This window comes from Streptomyces tateyamensis (genome assembly GCF_003205575.1).
GTDB lineage: Bacteria > Actinomycetota > Actinomycetes > Streptomycetales > Streptomycetaceae > Kitasatospora > Kitasatospora tateyamensis.
Window position 1 is genome coordinate 21,765 of sequence record NZ_PYBW01000049.1, and the last position, 15,886, is coordinate 37,650.

A 15,886-nucleotide genomic window follows, 5' to 3' on the forward strand; every position below is an offset into this window, starting at 1 on the left:
TCACTGCAAGGTCCCTTCGTAGGAACGGACGTGCTCGATCCGGGAGGCCGAGACCACCTCGCCGCCGCGCACCACCACCTCCACCGGGGCGGGGCGGCCCAGGAACATCAGCAGGCTGGCGGTCGGGCCGTAGGCCCCGGCGTTGGGGATCGCCACCAGGTCGCCGGCCTCGAGCGGCGGCAGGGTGATCTCGCGGCCCAGCACGTCGCCGGGGGTGCAGAGCGGGCCGACCAGGCTGGCCGACTCGGTCTCGCCGTCCACCTCGAGCTGCACCGCCACCGGCAGCAGCCGGCCCAGGCCCGACATGCCGCCGAAGGTGTTGATCCCGGCGTCCACGATGACGAACTTGCGGCCCCGGCTGACCTTGACGTTGCTCACCCCGGCCAGCAGGGTGCCGCTCGCGCCGATCAGGAACCGGCCGGACTCGCAGGCCGGTTGCGGGCCCTCGGTGCGCCAGTTCGGGAAGTGCAGGTCCAGCGCGGCGGCCAGCTCCTCGCGCAGCTTCGGGTACCGGCCGCGCCCGCCGGGCACCGCGTAGGGCACCGTGAAGCCGCCGCCGATGTCCAGGAACCGCAGCGGCAGCTCCAGTTCGCGCGAGAGCTGGGCGGCCAGCGCGATGGTGTGCTGGAACTCGCCGACCAGCGACTCCTCGTCGCGGGCGTTGGAGAGCGGGAAGAAGTGGAAGCCGGCCAGCTCGATGCCCTGGACGGCGCGCAGCTCGGGCATCACCGAGGGCAGCACCTCGCTGTCGAAGCCGAACTGCGAGGGGGTGCCGGTCATCCGGATGCTGGTGGTGGCGCTGGCCGAGGCGCTGTTCACCCGCAGCAGCACCTGGGCGGTGGCGCCCAGCTCCCGGGCCACCGCGCCCACGTGCTGGACGTCGGTGACCGAGTCGGTGGAGAACAGCCGCACCCCCGCGCCGATCGCCTCGCGCAGCTCGCCCAGCGTCTTGCCCGGGCCGGTGTAGAGCACGTCGGCGCCCTCGAAGCCGGCCGCCAGCGCCGCGGCCAGCTCGCCGGTGGAGCTGATCTCCGGGCGGCAGGCGCGCCCCTCGCCCTCGCGCAGCGCCCGCACCAGCTCCGGGTGCGGGTTGGCCTTGAGCGCGTAGAAGAGCTCGAACTCCTCGGGCAGCGCGGCGAACAGCTCGCGCCGGGCGGCCGCCACCTCGTCCAGGTCGTAGACGTAGACCGGGGTGCCGTAGCGGGCGGCGATCGCCTCCAGATCGGTCTGACGGGTCATCGGGTGCTCCCTTCGAGCATGGCGGCCAGCACGTCGCGCGCGTTCTTGCCGTGCAGGGTCAGCGGCAGGGTCTCCACCACGCGGCAGATGGAGGGCACCTTGAGCGGCTCCAGGCGCTGGGCCAGCTCCTTGAGGATCACGTGCGGGCCGAGCTCGGTCTCCACGAAGATCGCCAGGTCCCGCTCGGCGGCCGGCGGCAGCACCGCGGCGGTGCGCACCCCGGGGATGTCCATCGCGGCGGCCTCGATCTCCAGGGTGCTCATCCGGATGCCCTTGCGCTTGAACATGTCGTCCCGGCGGCCCTCGAAGTACAGGTAGCCGTCCGCGTCGAGGCTGCCGTAGTCGCCGGTGTGCAGCCGCAGCCGGCCGCTGACCGGGTCGGGGCGGAAGGCCTTGGCGGTCTGCTCGGGGGCGCGCCAGTAGCCGGGCATCACGTGCGGGCCGTCGGCCACGATCTCGCCGACCTGGCCGGGCGGCAGCTCGTTGCCCTCGGCGTCCAGGATCAGCACCCTGGTGCCGGGCAGCGGCAGGCCGACCGCGTCGGGGCGCTCCTGGTCCTGGTCGGGCGGCATGATGGAGATCCGCTTGCACTCGGTCTGGCCGAACTGGCGCACCACCTTGACGCCCGGGAAGGCCTCGCGCAGCGCGGCGATGGTGGCCGCGGGCAGCGCGGCGCCGGTGTTGGTGATCAGCCGCACCGGCGGGGCCGGCTCGGTGTCGCGCTGGGCCAGGGTGGCCAGCATCCCGGCCAGCGAGGGGACGATCGGCAGCACGGTGGCGCCGGTCTCGCGCATCCGGCGCAGCAGCACCAGGTCCGACTCCTCGCCGGCCAGCACGATCTCCGAGCGGCCCAGGGTGGCCAGCAGCACCTTGTACAGGCCGTAGTCCCAGGAGAGCGGGAAGCGGCAGAAGACCACGTCGTCGGCCCGGTAGCCGAGCACCTGCTGGATCGCGGAGGCGGCGAAGGCGACCTGGGCGTGCGGCAGCATCACGGCCTTGGGCGCGGCGGTGCTGCCGGAGGTGTAGATCAGCGCGGCCAGGTCGGTGGGGCGCGGCGGCTGCTCCTCGAACGGACGCCCCGTCAGCTCCAGTACCTGCGGCCACAGTTCGGTCAGCTCGTGCACCGGCACCTCGGCCCGGGCCCGCAGCACCTGGGCCTGCTTGCCGGTGCCGATCGCCAGTGCCGGCTCGGCGTTGGCCAGCACCGAGGTGAGGTGGAACTCCTTCATCGCCGGGTTGAGCGGCACGAAGACCGCGCCGGCCCGGCAGGCGCCGAAGAACATCGCGACCAGGTCGCGCCTGCTCGGCAGCTGCACCACCACCCGGTCGCCCGGGAGCACCCCCTGCTCGCGCAGCCAGTGCGCGAAGGCGTGGCTGAGCTCGCTCACCCGCGCGTAGTCCCACACCCCGTCGGCGTCGCGCACCGCGGGTGCGGTTGCCGCCTCGGCCACGGCCTGGTCCAGCAGGGCGTGGACCAGTTCACCGGTGGTGGCCGGAAGCGAATCAGGTTTGGTCGCTGAGAATGGGCCGTCTGTCGTGTTCTCGTGGCTGTCCAACGCCGCTCTCCGTTGCTTCACTGAAGGTGCCCGGGAATTGACCACTGAATGGGTGGCCGGCGCTTCGACGGAATTCCCCCAGTCCATCGAATACCGGGCCTGATCCCTCACGGTAGTCAGCGCAAAAGGGCCGCTACACCCCTAGCGACAGGATGTGCACCCCAGCTGCGGGTATGACGTTCGGTGACGGGAACGCGAAGGCCCGGCCGACTCCTCCGGAGCTGGAGGGATCGGCCGGGCCTTGCCGGGCTGACGGCTGGTCAGTCCTCGATGATCTTCAGCGCGGCGGCCGGGCAGGCCGCCACCGCGTCGCGCACGGCGGCGTGGTCGGCGTCCTCGGGGCGCTCGGTGAGCAGCACCACGATGCCGTCGTCGTCCTGGTCGAAGACCTCGCCGGCCGACAGCACGCAGGCACCCGCGCCGACGCAGAGGTCCTTCTCGACAGAGATGAGCATGGTTGAACTCCTTCGGAATGTCCGGTCGGAACTACCAGGTGACCGGCAGCTCCAGCACGCCGTAGATCAGCGACTCGGTGCGGAACACCAGCTCCTCCTCCGGGACCGCCAGGCGCAGCTCGGGGATCCGCTTGAACAGGCTGGTGTAGACGACCTCCAGCTCCATGCGGGCCAGCGACTGGCCGCCGCACTGGTGGATGCCGTAGCCGAACGCCACGTGGTTGTTCGGCTTGCGGTGGATGTTGAGGGTGTTCGGCTCGGCGAACGCCTCGGGGTCGTGGTCGGCCGCGTTGGTGGAGGCGATGATGCCCTCACCGGCCTTGATCAGCACGCCGCCGATCTCGACGTCCTCCATCGCCACCCGCTGGGTGACCGAGTCGGAGACGCTGTAGTAGCGCAGCAGCTCCTCGACGGCCTGCGGCATCAGCGAGAAGTCGGCCTTCAGCTCGGCCAGCTGCTCCGGGTGGCGCAGCAGCGCGATGACGCCCATGGCGATCATGCTGGCGGTGGTGGTGTGGCCGGCCGCGATCAGGCCGCGGGTCAGCATCGAGATGTCCTGGTCCTCGACCAGGTGCTCCTCGGCGTTGCGCGACAGCATCCGGGAGATGATGTCCTCGCCCGGGTTCTCCCGCTTGCCGTTGATGAGCTTCTCGAGGTAGGCGCCCATCTCCATGCTGGCGATGCCCTGCTGCTCCGGCGTGGTGGCGCTGGAGAGCAGGCTCTGGATCCAGTTGCGGAAGAAGTCGTGGTCCTCGAACGGAACCCCGAGCATCTCGCACAGGATCAGCGAGGGCACCGGGTTGGCCAGCCCCTTGACCAGGTCGACCGGGGTGCCGTCGTTGCCCGCCTCGACCAGCTTGTCGAGGTACTCGTCGACGATCTCCTGGAACCGCGGCCGCAGCGACTCGATCCGCTTGACCGTGAACTCCGGCATCAGCAGCCGGCGCTGGGCGGTGTGGACCGGCGGGTCCATGTTGAACAGGGACGGCGGCGCCATCTTGATCAGCTCGACCGGGATCTGCAGCTGGATCGGGTGCCCGTCCAGGCGCATGTCCGAGCTCATGGTCCGGTCGCCCAGCACCTTGCGGACGTCCTCGTACTTGGTGAGCAGCCAGGCCTCGCGGCCGTTGACACTGACCGTCACCTTGGAGACCGGCTCGGTCTCACGCAGTTCGGCGTATTCGGCCGGCGGGCTGAACGGGCAGCCCCGGGTGAACGGAAACGGACGCGGCGTGGCCGTCGCCGTCGTTTCCACCGGCTGGGTGGGCAGATCCGTCATGCTGGCTCCAGGATCCAATATCGGAGATTCCTCAGGTGAATTCGACGGTATGGCGAAGGACGAAGCGGCTGTACCCCTAGCGGCCCCCTAACACCGACCGGCACCTTGGCGGTGCCCGGTCCCGGGCCCCGGGCCGGGAGTCGGCTAAGGACTAGACCAATGCGGCGAAGCCGGGGCAGACTCGCGGCATGGGCGAGGACGAGGCGCTACGCGGCCGGGCGGAGCTGCTCGACCGGTGCCGGGCCGCACTGGCGGACGGCGGGCTGCTGCTGACCGGGCCGGCCGGGATCGGCAAGTCGGCGGTGCTGGAGCAGCTGGCCCTGGAGGCAGACCGGGCCGGGTATCTGTGCTGCGGGCCGACTCGTCGCCCGGTGAGGCGGTGTTGCCGCACCTGGCGCTCTACGACCTGTTCGCCCGTCAGCTGGCGGCGGGCCGGGGCGAGCTGATCGCTCCCCACCTGCGCGCGGTGCTGGACGCGGTGCTGCTGCGCAGACCGGGGGACGGCCGGGTGGTCGACCCACTGGCGATCCGGGTCGCGGTGCTGGAGCTGCTGCGGGCACTCGCCGGGCGGCAGCCGGTGCTGCTGGTGCTGGACGACGTGCACTGCCTGGATCCGGCCGGCGCCGAGGTACTGGCCTTCGCGGCGCGCAGACTGGCTGGCGAGCGGGTGCGGGTGGCGGCCGCCGAGCGGGTGGACGAGGAGGGGGAGAGCCGGTGCGGCGGGCTGCTGCCCGAGCCGCGCACCGAGCTTGCCGTCGGTCCGCTGCCGGTCGAGGTGATCGGGGAACTGCTGCGCGGGCGCCTGCCCGGCGAGCAGCCGGCCGGGCGGATCGGGGCGGCCAGCGGCGGCAACCCCTTCTACGCACTGGAGTTGGCCCGGGCCGCGGTGCGCAGTGGGCGACCGCTCGGTGCGGAGCAGCCGTTGCCGGTGCCACGCCGGCTGCGCGAGCTGCTCGCCGACCGGCTGGCGGCGCTGCCCGAGGAGGCCGCGCAGGCGCTGCTGCTGCTCGCAGCTTCGGCCCGGCCGCAGCTGCCCCAACAGGACGGCTGGCAGCAGGCGTTGGCCGCCGGGGTGGTCACGACGGACGCCGACGACCGGTTGCGCTCCGTCCACCCGCTGCTGCGCGAGATCGTCTACGCCGACGCGGGCGAGCAGCAGCGCCGGGCCTGCCACGCGCGGCTGGCCGAGGTGCTGGACGATCCGCTGGAGCGGGCCCGGCACCGGGCGCTGGCGGATCCGCGGCCCGGCCCGGAGGTGGCCGCCGAGTTGGCCGAGGCGGCGCGGATCGCGGTGCACCGCGGGGTGCCCGCGCTCGCGGCCGAGCTGTCCCGGCTGGCCGCCGAACGCACCCTGCGGGCACCGGAACTGGCCGCCGAGCGGCGGCTCGCGGCCGCCCGGCACGCACACGACGCCGGGCTCGCCGAGCAGGCCCGGGCGGACTGCCGGGCGGTGCTGCGCGGCGGTGGGCCGGCCGCCCGGGTGGGGGCCCGGCTGCTGCTGATCGAGCTGGCCGGCAGCGACCGTTCCGGGGTGCCGGCCCTGCTGGACGCGGCCCGGCAGGACGCGGGGGCCGACCCGAGACTTCGGGCAGCGGTCCAACTGGCCAGGGGCGAGCACGCCTTGAGCACCGGGCGGACCGGTGCGGGGCTGGCCGCGCTGGCGGAGGCGGAGCGGGTGGGGGAGGTGGAGCAGCAGATCGAGGTGATCGCGCTGCGCACCCCCATCGACATCCAGCTGCACCCCGAGCGGGTGCTGCCCGCGCTGCGCCGGGCCACCGCGCTGGCCGGCGAGTCGGCCGGGCTGACCGCCGCGATGGTGCAGATCCGCTGCTGCCTGGTGGTCCAACTGCTGCGCAGCGGCGAGGTCGCCGAGGCGATCGAGGCGGTCAACGAGCTGCGCGCCGACGTGGAGCGCGCCGGGCGGCTGACCGACCTGGGCCACGTGCTGCACCTGGTCGCCTCGGTGCACGAGCGGGCCGGCCGCTGCGAACAGGCCCGCCAGGCCGGGGTGCTGGGCGGGCGGCTGCGCCTGGAGCTGGGACCGACCGCGACCTCGGGCCTGGTGCTGAGCGCGGCCGCCGAGCTGAACGGCGGCAGCGTGCGGCGGGCCGCGGAACTGGCCGACGCGGCGCTGAGCAGCGGTCGGGCGGCCGGCGACGCCGAATGGTCGGCCTATGCGCTGGGCCTGCGCGGCCGGAGCGACCTGCTCGCCGAACGCCCCCAGCAGGCCGCCGAACACCTGGGACACTGCCGGGAGTTGCTGCACGGGCTGGGCTACACCGACCCGGCCCTGTTCCTGGTGGACGCGGACCTGGCGGAGGCGCTGGCCTGGTCGGGCGAGCCGGCCGCGGCCCGGCGGGTGCTGTCCGAGGCCGAGCAGGCGGTGGCCCGGCTGGACCGGCAGGTGGTCCGGCTCGGCCTGGCCCGGGCCGCGGCGGTGCTGACGGCGGTGGAGGGCGATCCGCGCGGCGCGGCCGACCGGCTGCGGGCCGCGCTGCCCGCCGCCCACCCCTACCCGCTGGAGCCGGCCCGGGCCCGGCTGACACTGGGCGAACTGGAGCGCCGGGCCCGGCGCCGAGCTGCCGCCCGCACCGAACTGCTCGCCGCCGCCGAGGCGTTCGCGGCCGCCGAGTGCCTGCCCTGGCTGGCCCACGCCCGCCGCCGGCTGGCCCGGCTGGACGCGCCGGCCGGCGAGCCGACCGAGCTGGAGCGGCAGATCGTCCGGCTGGTCCGGGCCGGGGCGACCAACCGGCAGATCGCCGCCGCGCTGCACGTCTCGGTCAAGTCGGTGGAGGGCAGCCTGACCCGGCTGTTCCGCCGCTACGGCGTCAGCGACCGCGCCGCTCTGACGACTGTTCAGCTCGCCGGGGTTACTGATGGGTCATGACAAGGGTCCACCCCCGCCATGGCAAGTGAAGGGCAAGGGTGGGTATCGGGCTTTGATTCATTGACCGAACTCGGCTGCCCGGCTTACGTTTTGCGCTCAACCTGGTTTTGCTGACGACGGCGGGCGGTCCCCCCACACCTCGACCGCCCGCCGGTCCGCGCTCCCGGGCGACCCCGCCCGAGCGAGCCCCTTGGTCCGCCCCCCACCGGGGCCAAGTCTGAAAGGAGTCCGAGTGGCCATGCTCCATTCGAGACGCCCTGGACGGTCCGCAACTCTCGCCCCACTGGCCGCACTCGGCCTGCTCGTCACCACCTTCACCGGCGCCTTCGCCGGCCCGGCCACCGCCGCCGCCCCGGGCGGCGTCACCGTGGCGCGCTCCTGCGCCGCCCCCAGCCACCCCGGCGAGTTCGCCTGCCTCGCCCTCCGGCGCACCGACCTGAGCCCGCAGGCGCTCAGCCCGAACGCCGCCCCGTCCGGCTACGGTCCCACCGACCTGGCCGCCGCCTACCAGCTGGCCGGCTCCGGCGGCTCGGGCCGGACGGTGGCGATCGTGGACGCGATGGACGACCCGAACGCCGAGTCCGACCTGGCCGCCTACCGCTCCCAGTACGGCCTGCCGGCCTGCACCACGGCGAACGGCTGCTTCAAGAAGATCGACCAGAACGGCGGCAGCAACTACCCGGCTGCCGAAAGTGGTTGGGCCGGCGAGATCTCGCTGGACGTCGACATGGTCAGCGCGGTCTGCCCCAACTGCCACATCCTGCTGGTGGAGGCCGCCTCGGCCACCATGGGCGACCTGGGCGCCTCGGTCAACCAGGCGGTGGCCCAGGGCGCCAAGTTCGTCTCCAACAGCTACGGCGGCTCCGAGGACTCCAGCACCACCTCGGCCGACGCGCAGTACTTCGACCACCCGGGCGTGGCGATCACCGCCAGCGCCGGCGACTCCGACTACGGCGCCTCCTTCCCCGCCACCTCGCAGTACGTGACGGCGGTCGGCGGCACCGCGCTCAAGCGCGACTCCAGCGCCCGCGGCTGGAACGAGACGGTCTGGCACACCAGCTCCACCGAGGGCACCGGCTCCGGCTGCTCGGCCTACATCGCCAAACCCGCCTGGCAGCACGACACCGGGTGCAGCCACCGGGCCGAGGCCGACGTCTCGGCGGTGGCCGACCCGGCCACCGGCGTGGCGGTCTACCAGACCTACGGCGGCAACGGCTGGGCGGTCTACGGCGGCACCTCGGCCTCCTCCCCGATCATCGCCTCGATCTGGGCGCTGGCCGGCGCGCCGAACGCGGGCGACCGGGCCAACCAGTACCCGTACAACCACACCGCCGCCTTCAACGACGTCACCTCCGGCAACAACGGCAGCTGCTCGCCGTCCTACCTGTGCACCGCGGGCACCGGCTACGACGGCCCGACCGGCTGGGGCACCCCGATCGGGACGGCCGGGTTCCAGTCCGGCAGCACCGGCGGCGAGACCGTCACGGTGACCAACCCGGGCACCCGGGTGGACACCGTCGGCGTCGCGATCAAGGTGCCGGTGACGGCCACCGACTCGGCCGGCAAGCCGCTGACCTACTCGGCCACCGGGCTGCCGCCGGGGCTGGCGATCAACGCCTCCTCCGGCCTGATCACCGGCATCCCCACCACCTCGGCGCAGTACACCGCCACGGTGACGGCCGCCTCCGACACCGCGACCGGCTCGGTCACCTTCGCCTGGTCGATCCGCACCCAGCCCACCGGCGACACGGTGACGGTGACCTCCCCCGGGGACCAGTCCACCGCCGTCGGCACCGCGGTGTCGTTGCCGGTCAAGGCCAGTGACGCGCTGAACAAGCCGCTGGCCTACTCGGCCACCGGGCTGCCGGCCGGGCTGGCGATCGACGCCTCGACCGGCGTGATCAGCGGCACCCCGACCACGGCGGGCTCCGGCACCGTCACGGTCACCGCCGACTCGGGCAGCGCCACCGGTTCGGCCGGCTTCAGCTGGACCGTCACCGGCGGCGGTGGGGGCGGCGGCTGCGCGGGCCTGCCCGCCTGGAGCGCCGGCACCTCGTACGTCCCCGGCGACCTGGTCTCCTACGGCGGCCACAGGTGGAAGTCCACCTGGTACTCCACCGGAGCCGCTCCGGGTGCCCCCGCCTCCTGGGCGGTCTGGTCCGACCAGGGCGCCTGCTGATGACCCCGGCGGGCGCCGAAGGGGAGCGGTAGCCCACCGGCTGGGGAAGGGGCCGCGACGGTTCGATGGGGACCGTCGCGGCCCCGCTGCGCGTCCACCGGGGCCGCCCGGCGGCCGCCCGGGGTCCGGGCCGCCCGGCCGCCGTTCGGGTGCGACTCGGGATGCGGGCCGGGCCGGCCGCGGTGAGGGTGGGAGCGGTAGCCGTACCGCTCTGGAGGACCTGCATGGACGTCACCGACCTGACCCCCGCCGCGCTGGCCGAGCTGGCGGCCCCGCGCCCGCTGCCCGCCGTCACCGTCGCGGTGCCCACCCACCGGCGCGAGCCGGAGAACGAGCAGGACGCGCTCTGGCTGAAGAACCTGCTCGGCGAGGCGCGCCGGCGGATCGAGACGGACGAGTCGCTGGCCCGCGCCGACCGCCTCGACGTGCTGGCGCAACTGGACCAGGCGGCGGCCGAGGTGGACCTGCGGCACGCGCTGGACGGGCTGCTGCTGTTCGCCGCGCCCGGTGAGCACCAGGTCTGGTCGATCCCGCGCACCGTGCCGGGCCGGGTGGTGCTCTCCGACACCTTCCTGACCCGCAATCTGGTCGCCGCCCGCGCGGTGCACGCGCCGTACTGGGTGCTCACGCTGGGCGCGCAGCAGGTGCGGCTGTGGAGCGGGGCCGGGCCGGAGCTGGCCCAGGCGCGGGTCGCGGGCTTCCCGCAGCTGCCCGCCAACCCGGAGAAGTTCGACCCGCAGCGCGAGGAGCGGATCGGCGACACGCCCAGCGTGTACCGGGCCGAGGAGACCAAGAGCTTCTTCCGCGACGTGGACACCGCGCTGACCGGGCTGCTCAAGCGCGACCCGCGCCCGCTCTATCTGGTCGGGGTGCCGGCCGCGATCAGCCTGTTCGACGCGGTGCTCACCTCCAGGGCGGCGCTGGCCGGCACGTTGGAGAAGGGCGGGCTGGGCGACGGCCCGGCCACCGCGCTGGCCCCGGCCCTGCAGCCGGTGCGGGCCGCCCATGCGACGCAGCGTCAGCAGGCCGTCCTCACCCGCCTGGAGCAGGCGGCCGGGCGCAAGACGCTGGCGGCGGGCCTGGACGAGGTCTGGGAGGCCGTGGCCGAGGGCCGGGTGGCCGAGCTGGTGGTGGAGGAGGACTTCCGGGCCGCCGTGGTGGTCTCCGGCGGCCACCTGGTCCCGACCACCGAGGCGGCCGGCGCCGACGGCGAGGTGCGCGAGGACGTGGTGGACGAGGCGGTCGAGCGCACCCTGCAGTCCGGCGGCGAGGTCAGCTTCGTGCCCGACGGCACCCTCGCGGACCGCCAGTCGATCGCGGCGGTGCTGCGCTACTGACGAGCGGCGCCGTGGAGGCCCCGGATCCGGCCACCCCCCGTGGGCGGCCGGATCCGGCGCGTGCAGCCGGGGCCGCGTGACCGCACCCCGCTTCCCCACGGAGGTTGATCCCGCGTCCCCGGCTGTTCCTAGAATCACCAGCTCGGTTAACGTTTCGGTCGCGTCGCCGTCGCGCGGGAGTGCGACACGTGAGTGACCATGGGGGATTCGATGGAATTCGGGCTGCTCGGTCCGTTGCACGTGCACGACGGTCAGCAGGCACTGGCCGTGCCGGCCGCCAAACAGCGGGTGATCCTGGCCGCCCTGCTGCTGCGCCCCGGCTCGATCGTCACCGTCGACGAGCTGATCGACGCGGTCTGGGACGGCGCGCCCCCGCAGGGCGCGCTGATCACCTTGCGCAACCACGTGATGCGGCTGCGCCGCACCCTGGGGGCCGAGGCCGGCGCCCGGATCCGCACCCGGGCACCCGGCTACGTGGTCGAGGTGCGACCCGGCGAGCTGGACCTGGACCTGCTGGCCACCCGCCACAAGGCCGGCCGCGCCGCCTGCCGCAGCGAGCAGTGGCCGGCCGCCGCCGAGCAGCTCAGCGCCGCGCTGCGGCTGTGGCGCGGCGAACCGCTGGTGGACGTGCCCAGCGAGCAGCTGCGCGAGGCGCACCGGGCGCACCTGGAACAGGTCCGGCTCGACGTGCTGCGCTGGCGGATCGAGGCCGAGCTGCACCAGGGGCTGCACGAGCAACTGGTCGCCGAACTGCGCACGCTGGTGCGCGACCAGCCCTTGCACGAGCGGTTCCGGGCCCAGCTGATGCTCGCCCTCTACCGCTCGGACCGCCCCAGCGAGGCGCTGGCCGAGTACCGGGCCGCGCGGGCGGTGCTGGTCGAGGAGCTGGGCACGGAGCCCTCCGCCGAGCTGGCCGAGCTGCACGAGCAGATCCTGCGCGGCGACCCGGAGCTCGATCCGGCCGCCCCCGCAGCCCCGGCCGATCCCCGCCCGGGGAGTGTGCCGCGCAACGACCTGCCGCGCGACCTGAGCGACTTCACCGGCCGCGACGGCGAGCTCCACCAGCTGCTCACCGACGCCCGCCCCGGCGCCACCGCCACCCGGGTGGTGGCGATCGACGGGATGCCGGGGGTGGGCAAGACCGCGCTGGCCGTGCACGCCGCGCACCGCCTGGCCGGGCGCTACCGGGACGGCCAGCTCTTCCTCGACCTGCACGGCCACACCGCCGGCCGCCCGCCGCTGGAGCCGGCCCAGGCGCTGACCCGGCTGCTCACCGCGCTCGGCGTGCCGGAGGCCGCGGTGCCGCAGGACGAGGAGGCGGGCGCCGCGCTGTGGCGGGCCGAGTGCGACGGGCGCTCGCTGATCATCGTGCTGGACAACGCGCTCGACGCCGACCAGGTCCGCCCGCTGCTGCCCGGCAGCGCCCGCTGCCAGGTGCTGGTCACCTCGCGCCGGCGCCTGTTCGGCCTGGACGGGGTCTACCCGCTCTCGCTGGACGTGCTGGACCCGGCCACCGCCGCCGCGCTCTTCGTCAAGGTCGCCGGCCGCCAACAGGCCCAGGAACCGCCCGCCGACCTCGCCGAGGCGGTCGCGCTGTGCGGGCGGCTGCCGCTGGCCCTGCGGGTGGCCGCGGCCCGGTTGCGCAGCCGTCCCGCCTGGAGCGTGGCCGACCTCAACCGGCGGCTGCGCGCCCACCGGGAGCGGGCCGAGCCGGACAGCGACCACCGAGAGGTCAGCGCCGCCTTCGCCCTCTCCTACGAGCAGTTGGAGCCCGAGCAGCAGCGGATGTTCCGGCTGCTCGGCCTGCTGCCCGGCAGCGACACCGACGGGTCGGCCGCCGCCGCGCTGGCCGCCCGCACCGAGGACGAGGCGCTGGACCTGCTGGACCTGCTGCTCGACTGCCACCTGCTGCAGCAGCGCTCCCGGGACCGGTTCGGCCTGCACGACCTGCTGCGCGACCACGCCCGACGCACCGTCACCGCCCAGGAGCCGGCGCCCCGCCGCCAGGCCGCGCAGCGCCGGCTGCTGGACCACTACCGCTGGCGGGCGGCCGCGGCGGCCGACGCGATGGTGCCGCAGGAGAAGGGGCAGCGGCCGCGGGTGGAGCCGCTCGGACCGGGCTTCGCCGACGTCGCCCAGGCGCTGGCCTGGCTGGACGCGGAGCGGGCCAACCTGGTGGCGGTCAGCGGGCTGGCCGACTTCCCCGGCCACCAGCGCGACCTGTCCCCGCTCCTGGCCCGCTACCTGGAGCGCGGCGCGCACTACCGCGACGCGCTGGCCGTGCACACCGCCGCGCTGGCCGCCGCCCGCACCCTGGGCGACCCGGCGGCGCAGGCCGAAGCGCTGCGCTTCCTCGGGCTGATCGTGCTGCACCAGGGGCGGTACGAGCAGGCGTTGGCGCACCTGCACGAGTCGCTGCGGGTCGCCGAGGGGCTGCCGCCCTCGTTCGGGCGCACCGCGACACTGCTCAACATCGGCGTGGCGCTCGGGCGCGGCGGGCGGCTCGAGGAGGGGCTGGCGCACTTCGAGCAGGCGCTGGCCCAGGCCCGGGAGCTGGGCGCCCAGGTGCAGGAGGGCACCGCGCTGACCAACGTCGGCGTGATCCTGCGCCGGCAGGGCCGGTACGCCGAGGCGTTGGAGCGGCTCGGCGAGGCGCTGGTGATCAAGGAGCGGCTGGAGGACCGGATCGGGGTCAGCATCGTCCGGGACAACCTGGGCGTGCTCTGCCGCCGGCTCGGCCGGCTGGACGAGGCGCTGGAGCACCACCGGCGCGCGCTGGACCTGGACCGCGAGGGCAACGACCGGGCCGGCGAGGCGACCACCCTGGACAACCTGGGCCTGGTGCACCAGCGGCGCGGTGAACTGGACCGGGCCGTCGAGCTGTTCGAGCAGTCGCTGGAGCTGGCCCGGGAGATCGAGGAGGGGGCCGGCGAGGCGATCGCGCTGGGCAACCTCGGCAACGTGCACCGCACCCGCGGCGAGCTGGACCGGGCGCTGGCCCGGCACCGCGAGTCGCTGGCGGTCGCCCAGCGGCTGGAGGGCGCGCTGGTGCTGGCCGAGGCCCACACCAACCTGGGCCAGACGCTGTGCGAGGCGGGCCTGCCGGACCAGGCGGTGACGGAGCACCAGGCCGCGCTGGAACTGGTGGTGCGCTCCGGCGACCCGTACGAGGCCGCCCGGGTGCAGGAGAACCTGGGCGCCGCGCTGCACCGGCTGGGCGAGGAGTCGGCGGCCCGTGAGTACCACCGCACCGCCCTGGCGGGCTACCGGGCGCTGGGCGTGCCGGAGGCGGCGGAGCTGGCTGCGGCGGGGTGCTGCCCGGGGCCGGCGTAGCGCGGTACGGGCCCCGGCAGGCGCGCGGAGCCGGCTCGCCCGGGCGGGGGCGGTCGGCGGGCGACACGCGCGGGGGTGTGGTGGGGTGACCGCATGACGCCGCGTGAGGCCATCGCACCGCCCGAGCTCGCCGTGGTCTGCACCCCCGCACCGGGCGATCCGGTGGTGGTCGCGGTGACCGGCGCCCTGGGCAAACGCAGCACCGCCGCCCTGCTCGCCCGGCTGCTCGGCGCTGCCACCACGGCCACCACCTCCCTCGCCGCGGCCGGTGCGCCCCGGGTGGCCGTGGTGCTCAACGTGGGCTGCACCGGGCACGGCAAGCAGCGGGCCGCCGAGGCGATCGGCGAACTGCTCGACACCCTGCCGCCCGACGGCCTGGCGGTGCTCAACGCCGACGACCCGTACGCCCGCGCGCTCGCCGCCCGCAGCAGCGCGCCGGTGCTCACCTTCGGCCGCACGGACGGGGACGTGCGCGCGGTCGGGGTCCGGCTGGACCCCGCCGGGCGGGCCGCCTTCACCCTCACCGACCCGCACGGGGCCGGCGCCCCGGTGCGGCTGGACCGGCCCGGGGCCTGCCAGGTGTTCAACGCGACCGCCGCCGCCGCGGTGGGCCTCGGGCTGGGCCTGGAGCTGGGCCGGGTGGCCGGCGCGCTCGGCACCGACTGGGGTGCCGGAGCGGCGTTCTAGGGGTCCGACGGCATCCCGGTGCGGCGGCGCGCGGTGCTTGAATCGGCGTCAGACTGCCATCAGAAGGGATGTCGAGCGGACATGGGCGAAGAGCTCGGAGCGTGGATCCGTCGGTTCCACCCGGCGCCGGCGGCGCCGACGCGGCTGATCTGCTTCCCGCACGCCGGGGGGTCGGCCTCTTACTACTTTCCGGTGTCGCGGGCGCTGTCGCCGGAGCTGGACGTGCTGGCGGTCCAGTACCCCGGCCGGCAGGACCGCCGGCACGAGCCGAACGCGGCCACCGTGGGCGAGCTGGCCGACGCGGTGGTGCGGGAGCTGGACGGCTGGACGGACAAGCCGTTCGCACTGTTCGGGCACAGCCTGGGCGCCTCGGTGGCGTTCGAGGTGGCCGAACGGCTGGAGGCGCGCGGGCTGGTGCCCGCCGCGCTGTTCGCCTCCGGGCGCCGGGCACCGAGCCGGTTCCGGGACGAGAACGTGCACCTGAAGGACGACGACGGGCTGATCGCGGACATCAAGAAGCTGGCCGGGACCGACGAGCAGGTCTTCGGGGACCCGGACATCGTGCGGATGGTGCTGCCCTCGGTGCGGGCGGACTACCGGCTGGCGGAGACCTACCGCTGGTCCGGGGACACCCGGCTCAGCTGCCCGGTCTACGCACTGACCGGGGACGACGACCCGCAGGTCACCCTGGACGAGGCGGGCGCCTGGGCCGGGCACACCACGGGGCCGTTCACGCTCAAGGTGTACGCCGGCGGGCACTTCTACCTGAACGCGCAGGCCCCGGCGGTGCTGGAGCTGCTCCGCACCGAGCTGCGCGACCTGGTGACGGCCCAGTAGCAGCCACCTCCCCACCCACGCGGGCCGGCCCCGGGAACCCACCTCCCGGCGCCGGCCCGCCCTGCGCCCGGGGCTCTCGCGCCGTGCTCCGGGGACC

Annotated in this window: 11 protein-coding genes; 7 read left to right on the forward strand and 4 right to left on the reverse strand. The window is 74.8% G+C overall.

Annotation, left to right across the window (positions count from 1 at the left end):
• The 4 genes from C7C46_RS15605 to C7C46_RS15620 form a co-directional block, all read right to left on the reverse strand.
• Entirely contained in the window at positions 1-1,239 is a 1,239-nt protein-coding gene (locus C7C46_RS15605) for a type III PLP-dependent enzyme domain-containing protein (protein ID WP_110670036.1), read from the reverse strand.
• On the reverse strand, positions 1,236-2,705 hold the full coding sequence (locus C7C46_RS15610; RefSeq protein WP_425470081.1) for an AMP-binding protein: 1,470 nt from the start codon (positions 2,703-2,705) through the stop codon (positions 1,236-1,238). The genes C7C46_RS15605 and C7C46_RS15610 overlap by 4 nt, the downstream gene beginning before the upstream one ends.
• 350 nt (positions 2,706-3,055) lie before the next feature.
• Complete coding sequence (locus tag C7C46_RS15615) at positions 3,056-3,250, reverse strand: ferredoxin (RefSeq protein WP_110670041.1); 195 nt, start codon at positions 3,248-3,250, stop codon at positions 3,056-3,058.
• A gap of 31 nt (positions 3,251-3,281) precedes the next feature.
• On the reverse strand, positions 3,282-4,529 hold the full coding sequence (locus C7C46_RS15620) for a cytochrome P450 (protein WP_110670043.1): 1,248 nt from the start codon (positions 4,527-4,529) through the stop codon (positions 3,282-3,284).
• Positions 4,530-4,717: 188 nt separating this feature from the next.
• Here C7C46_RS15620 and C7C46_RS34320 point away from each other — a divergent pair, with 188 nt between their 5' ends.
• The 7 genes from C7C46_RS34320 (at position 4,718) to C7C46_RS15650 (ending at position 15,789) form a co-directional block, all read left to right on the forward strand.
• Positions 4,718-4,975 (forward strand): ATP-binding protein, encoded by a 258-nt coding sequence (locus C7C46_RS34320; protein WP_146259098.1) that lies wholly within the window; start codon positions 4,718-4,720, stop codon positions 4,973-4,975.
• Complete coding sequence (locus tag C7C46_RS15625) at positions 4,909-7,416, forward strand: helix-turn-helix transcriptional regulator (protein WP_146259099.1); 2,508 nt, start codon at positions 4,909-4,911, stop codon at positions 7,414-7,416. The genes C7C46_RS34320 and C7C46_RS15625 overlap by 67 nt, the downstream gene beginning before the upstream one ends.
• A 238-nt stretch (positions 7,417-7,654) precedes the next feature.
• Positions 7,655-9,595 (forward strand): putative Ig domain-containing protein, encoded by a 1,941-nt coding sequence (locus C7C46_RS15630; RefSeq protein WP_110670205.1) that lies wholly within the window; start codon positions 7,655-7,657, stop codon positions 9,593-9,595.
• Positions 9,596-9,819: 224 nt separating this feature from the next.
• The gene (locus C7C46_RS15635; protein ID WP_110670047.1) at positions 9,820-10,932 is read left to right on the forward strand and encodes a baeRF3 domain-containing protein; all 1,113 of its coding nucleotides are present in this window, start codon (positions 9,820-9,822) and stop codon (positions 10,930-10,932) included.
• A 210-nt stretch (positions 10,933-11,142) separates the two neighbouring features.
• A complete protein-coding gene (locus C7C46_RS37320) occupies positions 11,143-14,265 on the forward strand; it encodes an AfsR/SARP family transcriptional regulator (protein ID WP_181442370.1) in 3,123 nt (1,040 codons plus the stop codon).
• 93 nt (positions 14,266-14,358) lie between these two features.
• Complete coding sequence (locus C7C46_RS15645; protein ID WP_110670050.1) at positions 14,359-14,952, forward strand: Mur ligase family protein; 594 nt, start codon at positions 14,359-14,361, stop codon at positions 14,950-14,952.
• Positions 14,953-15,033: 81 nt separating this feature from the next.
• Entirely contained in the window at positions 15,034-15,789 is a 756-nt protein-coding gene (locus C7C46_RS15650; protein ID WP_110670052.1) for a thioesterase II family protein, read from the forward strand.
• The last annotated feature ends 97 nt before the right edge of the window (positions 15,790-15,886 follow it).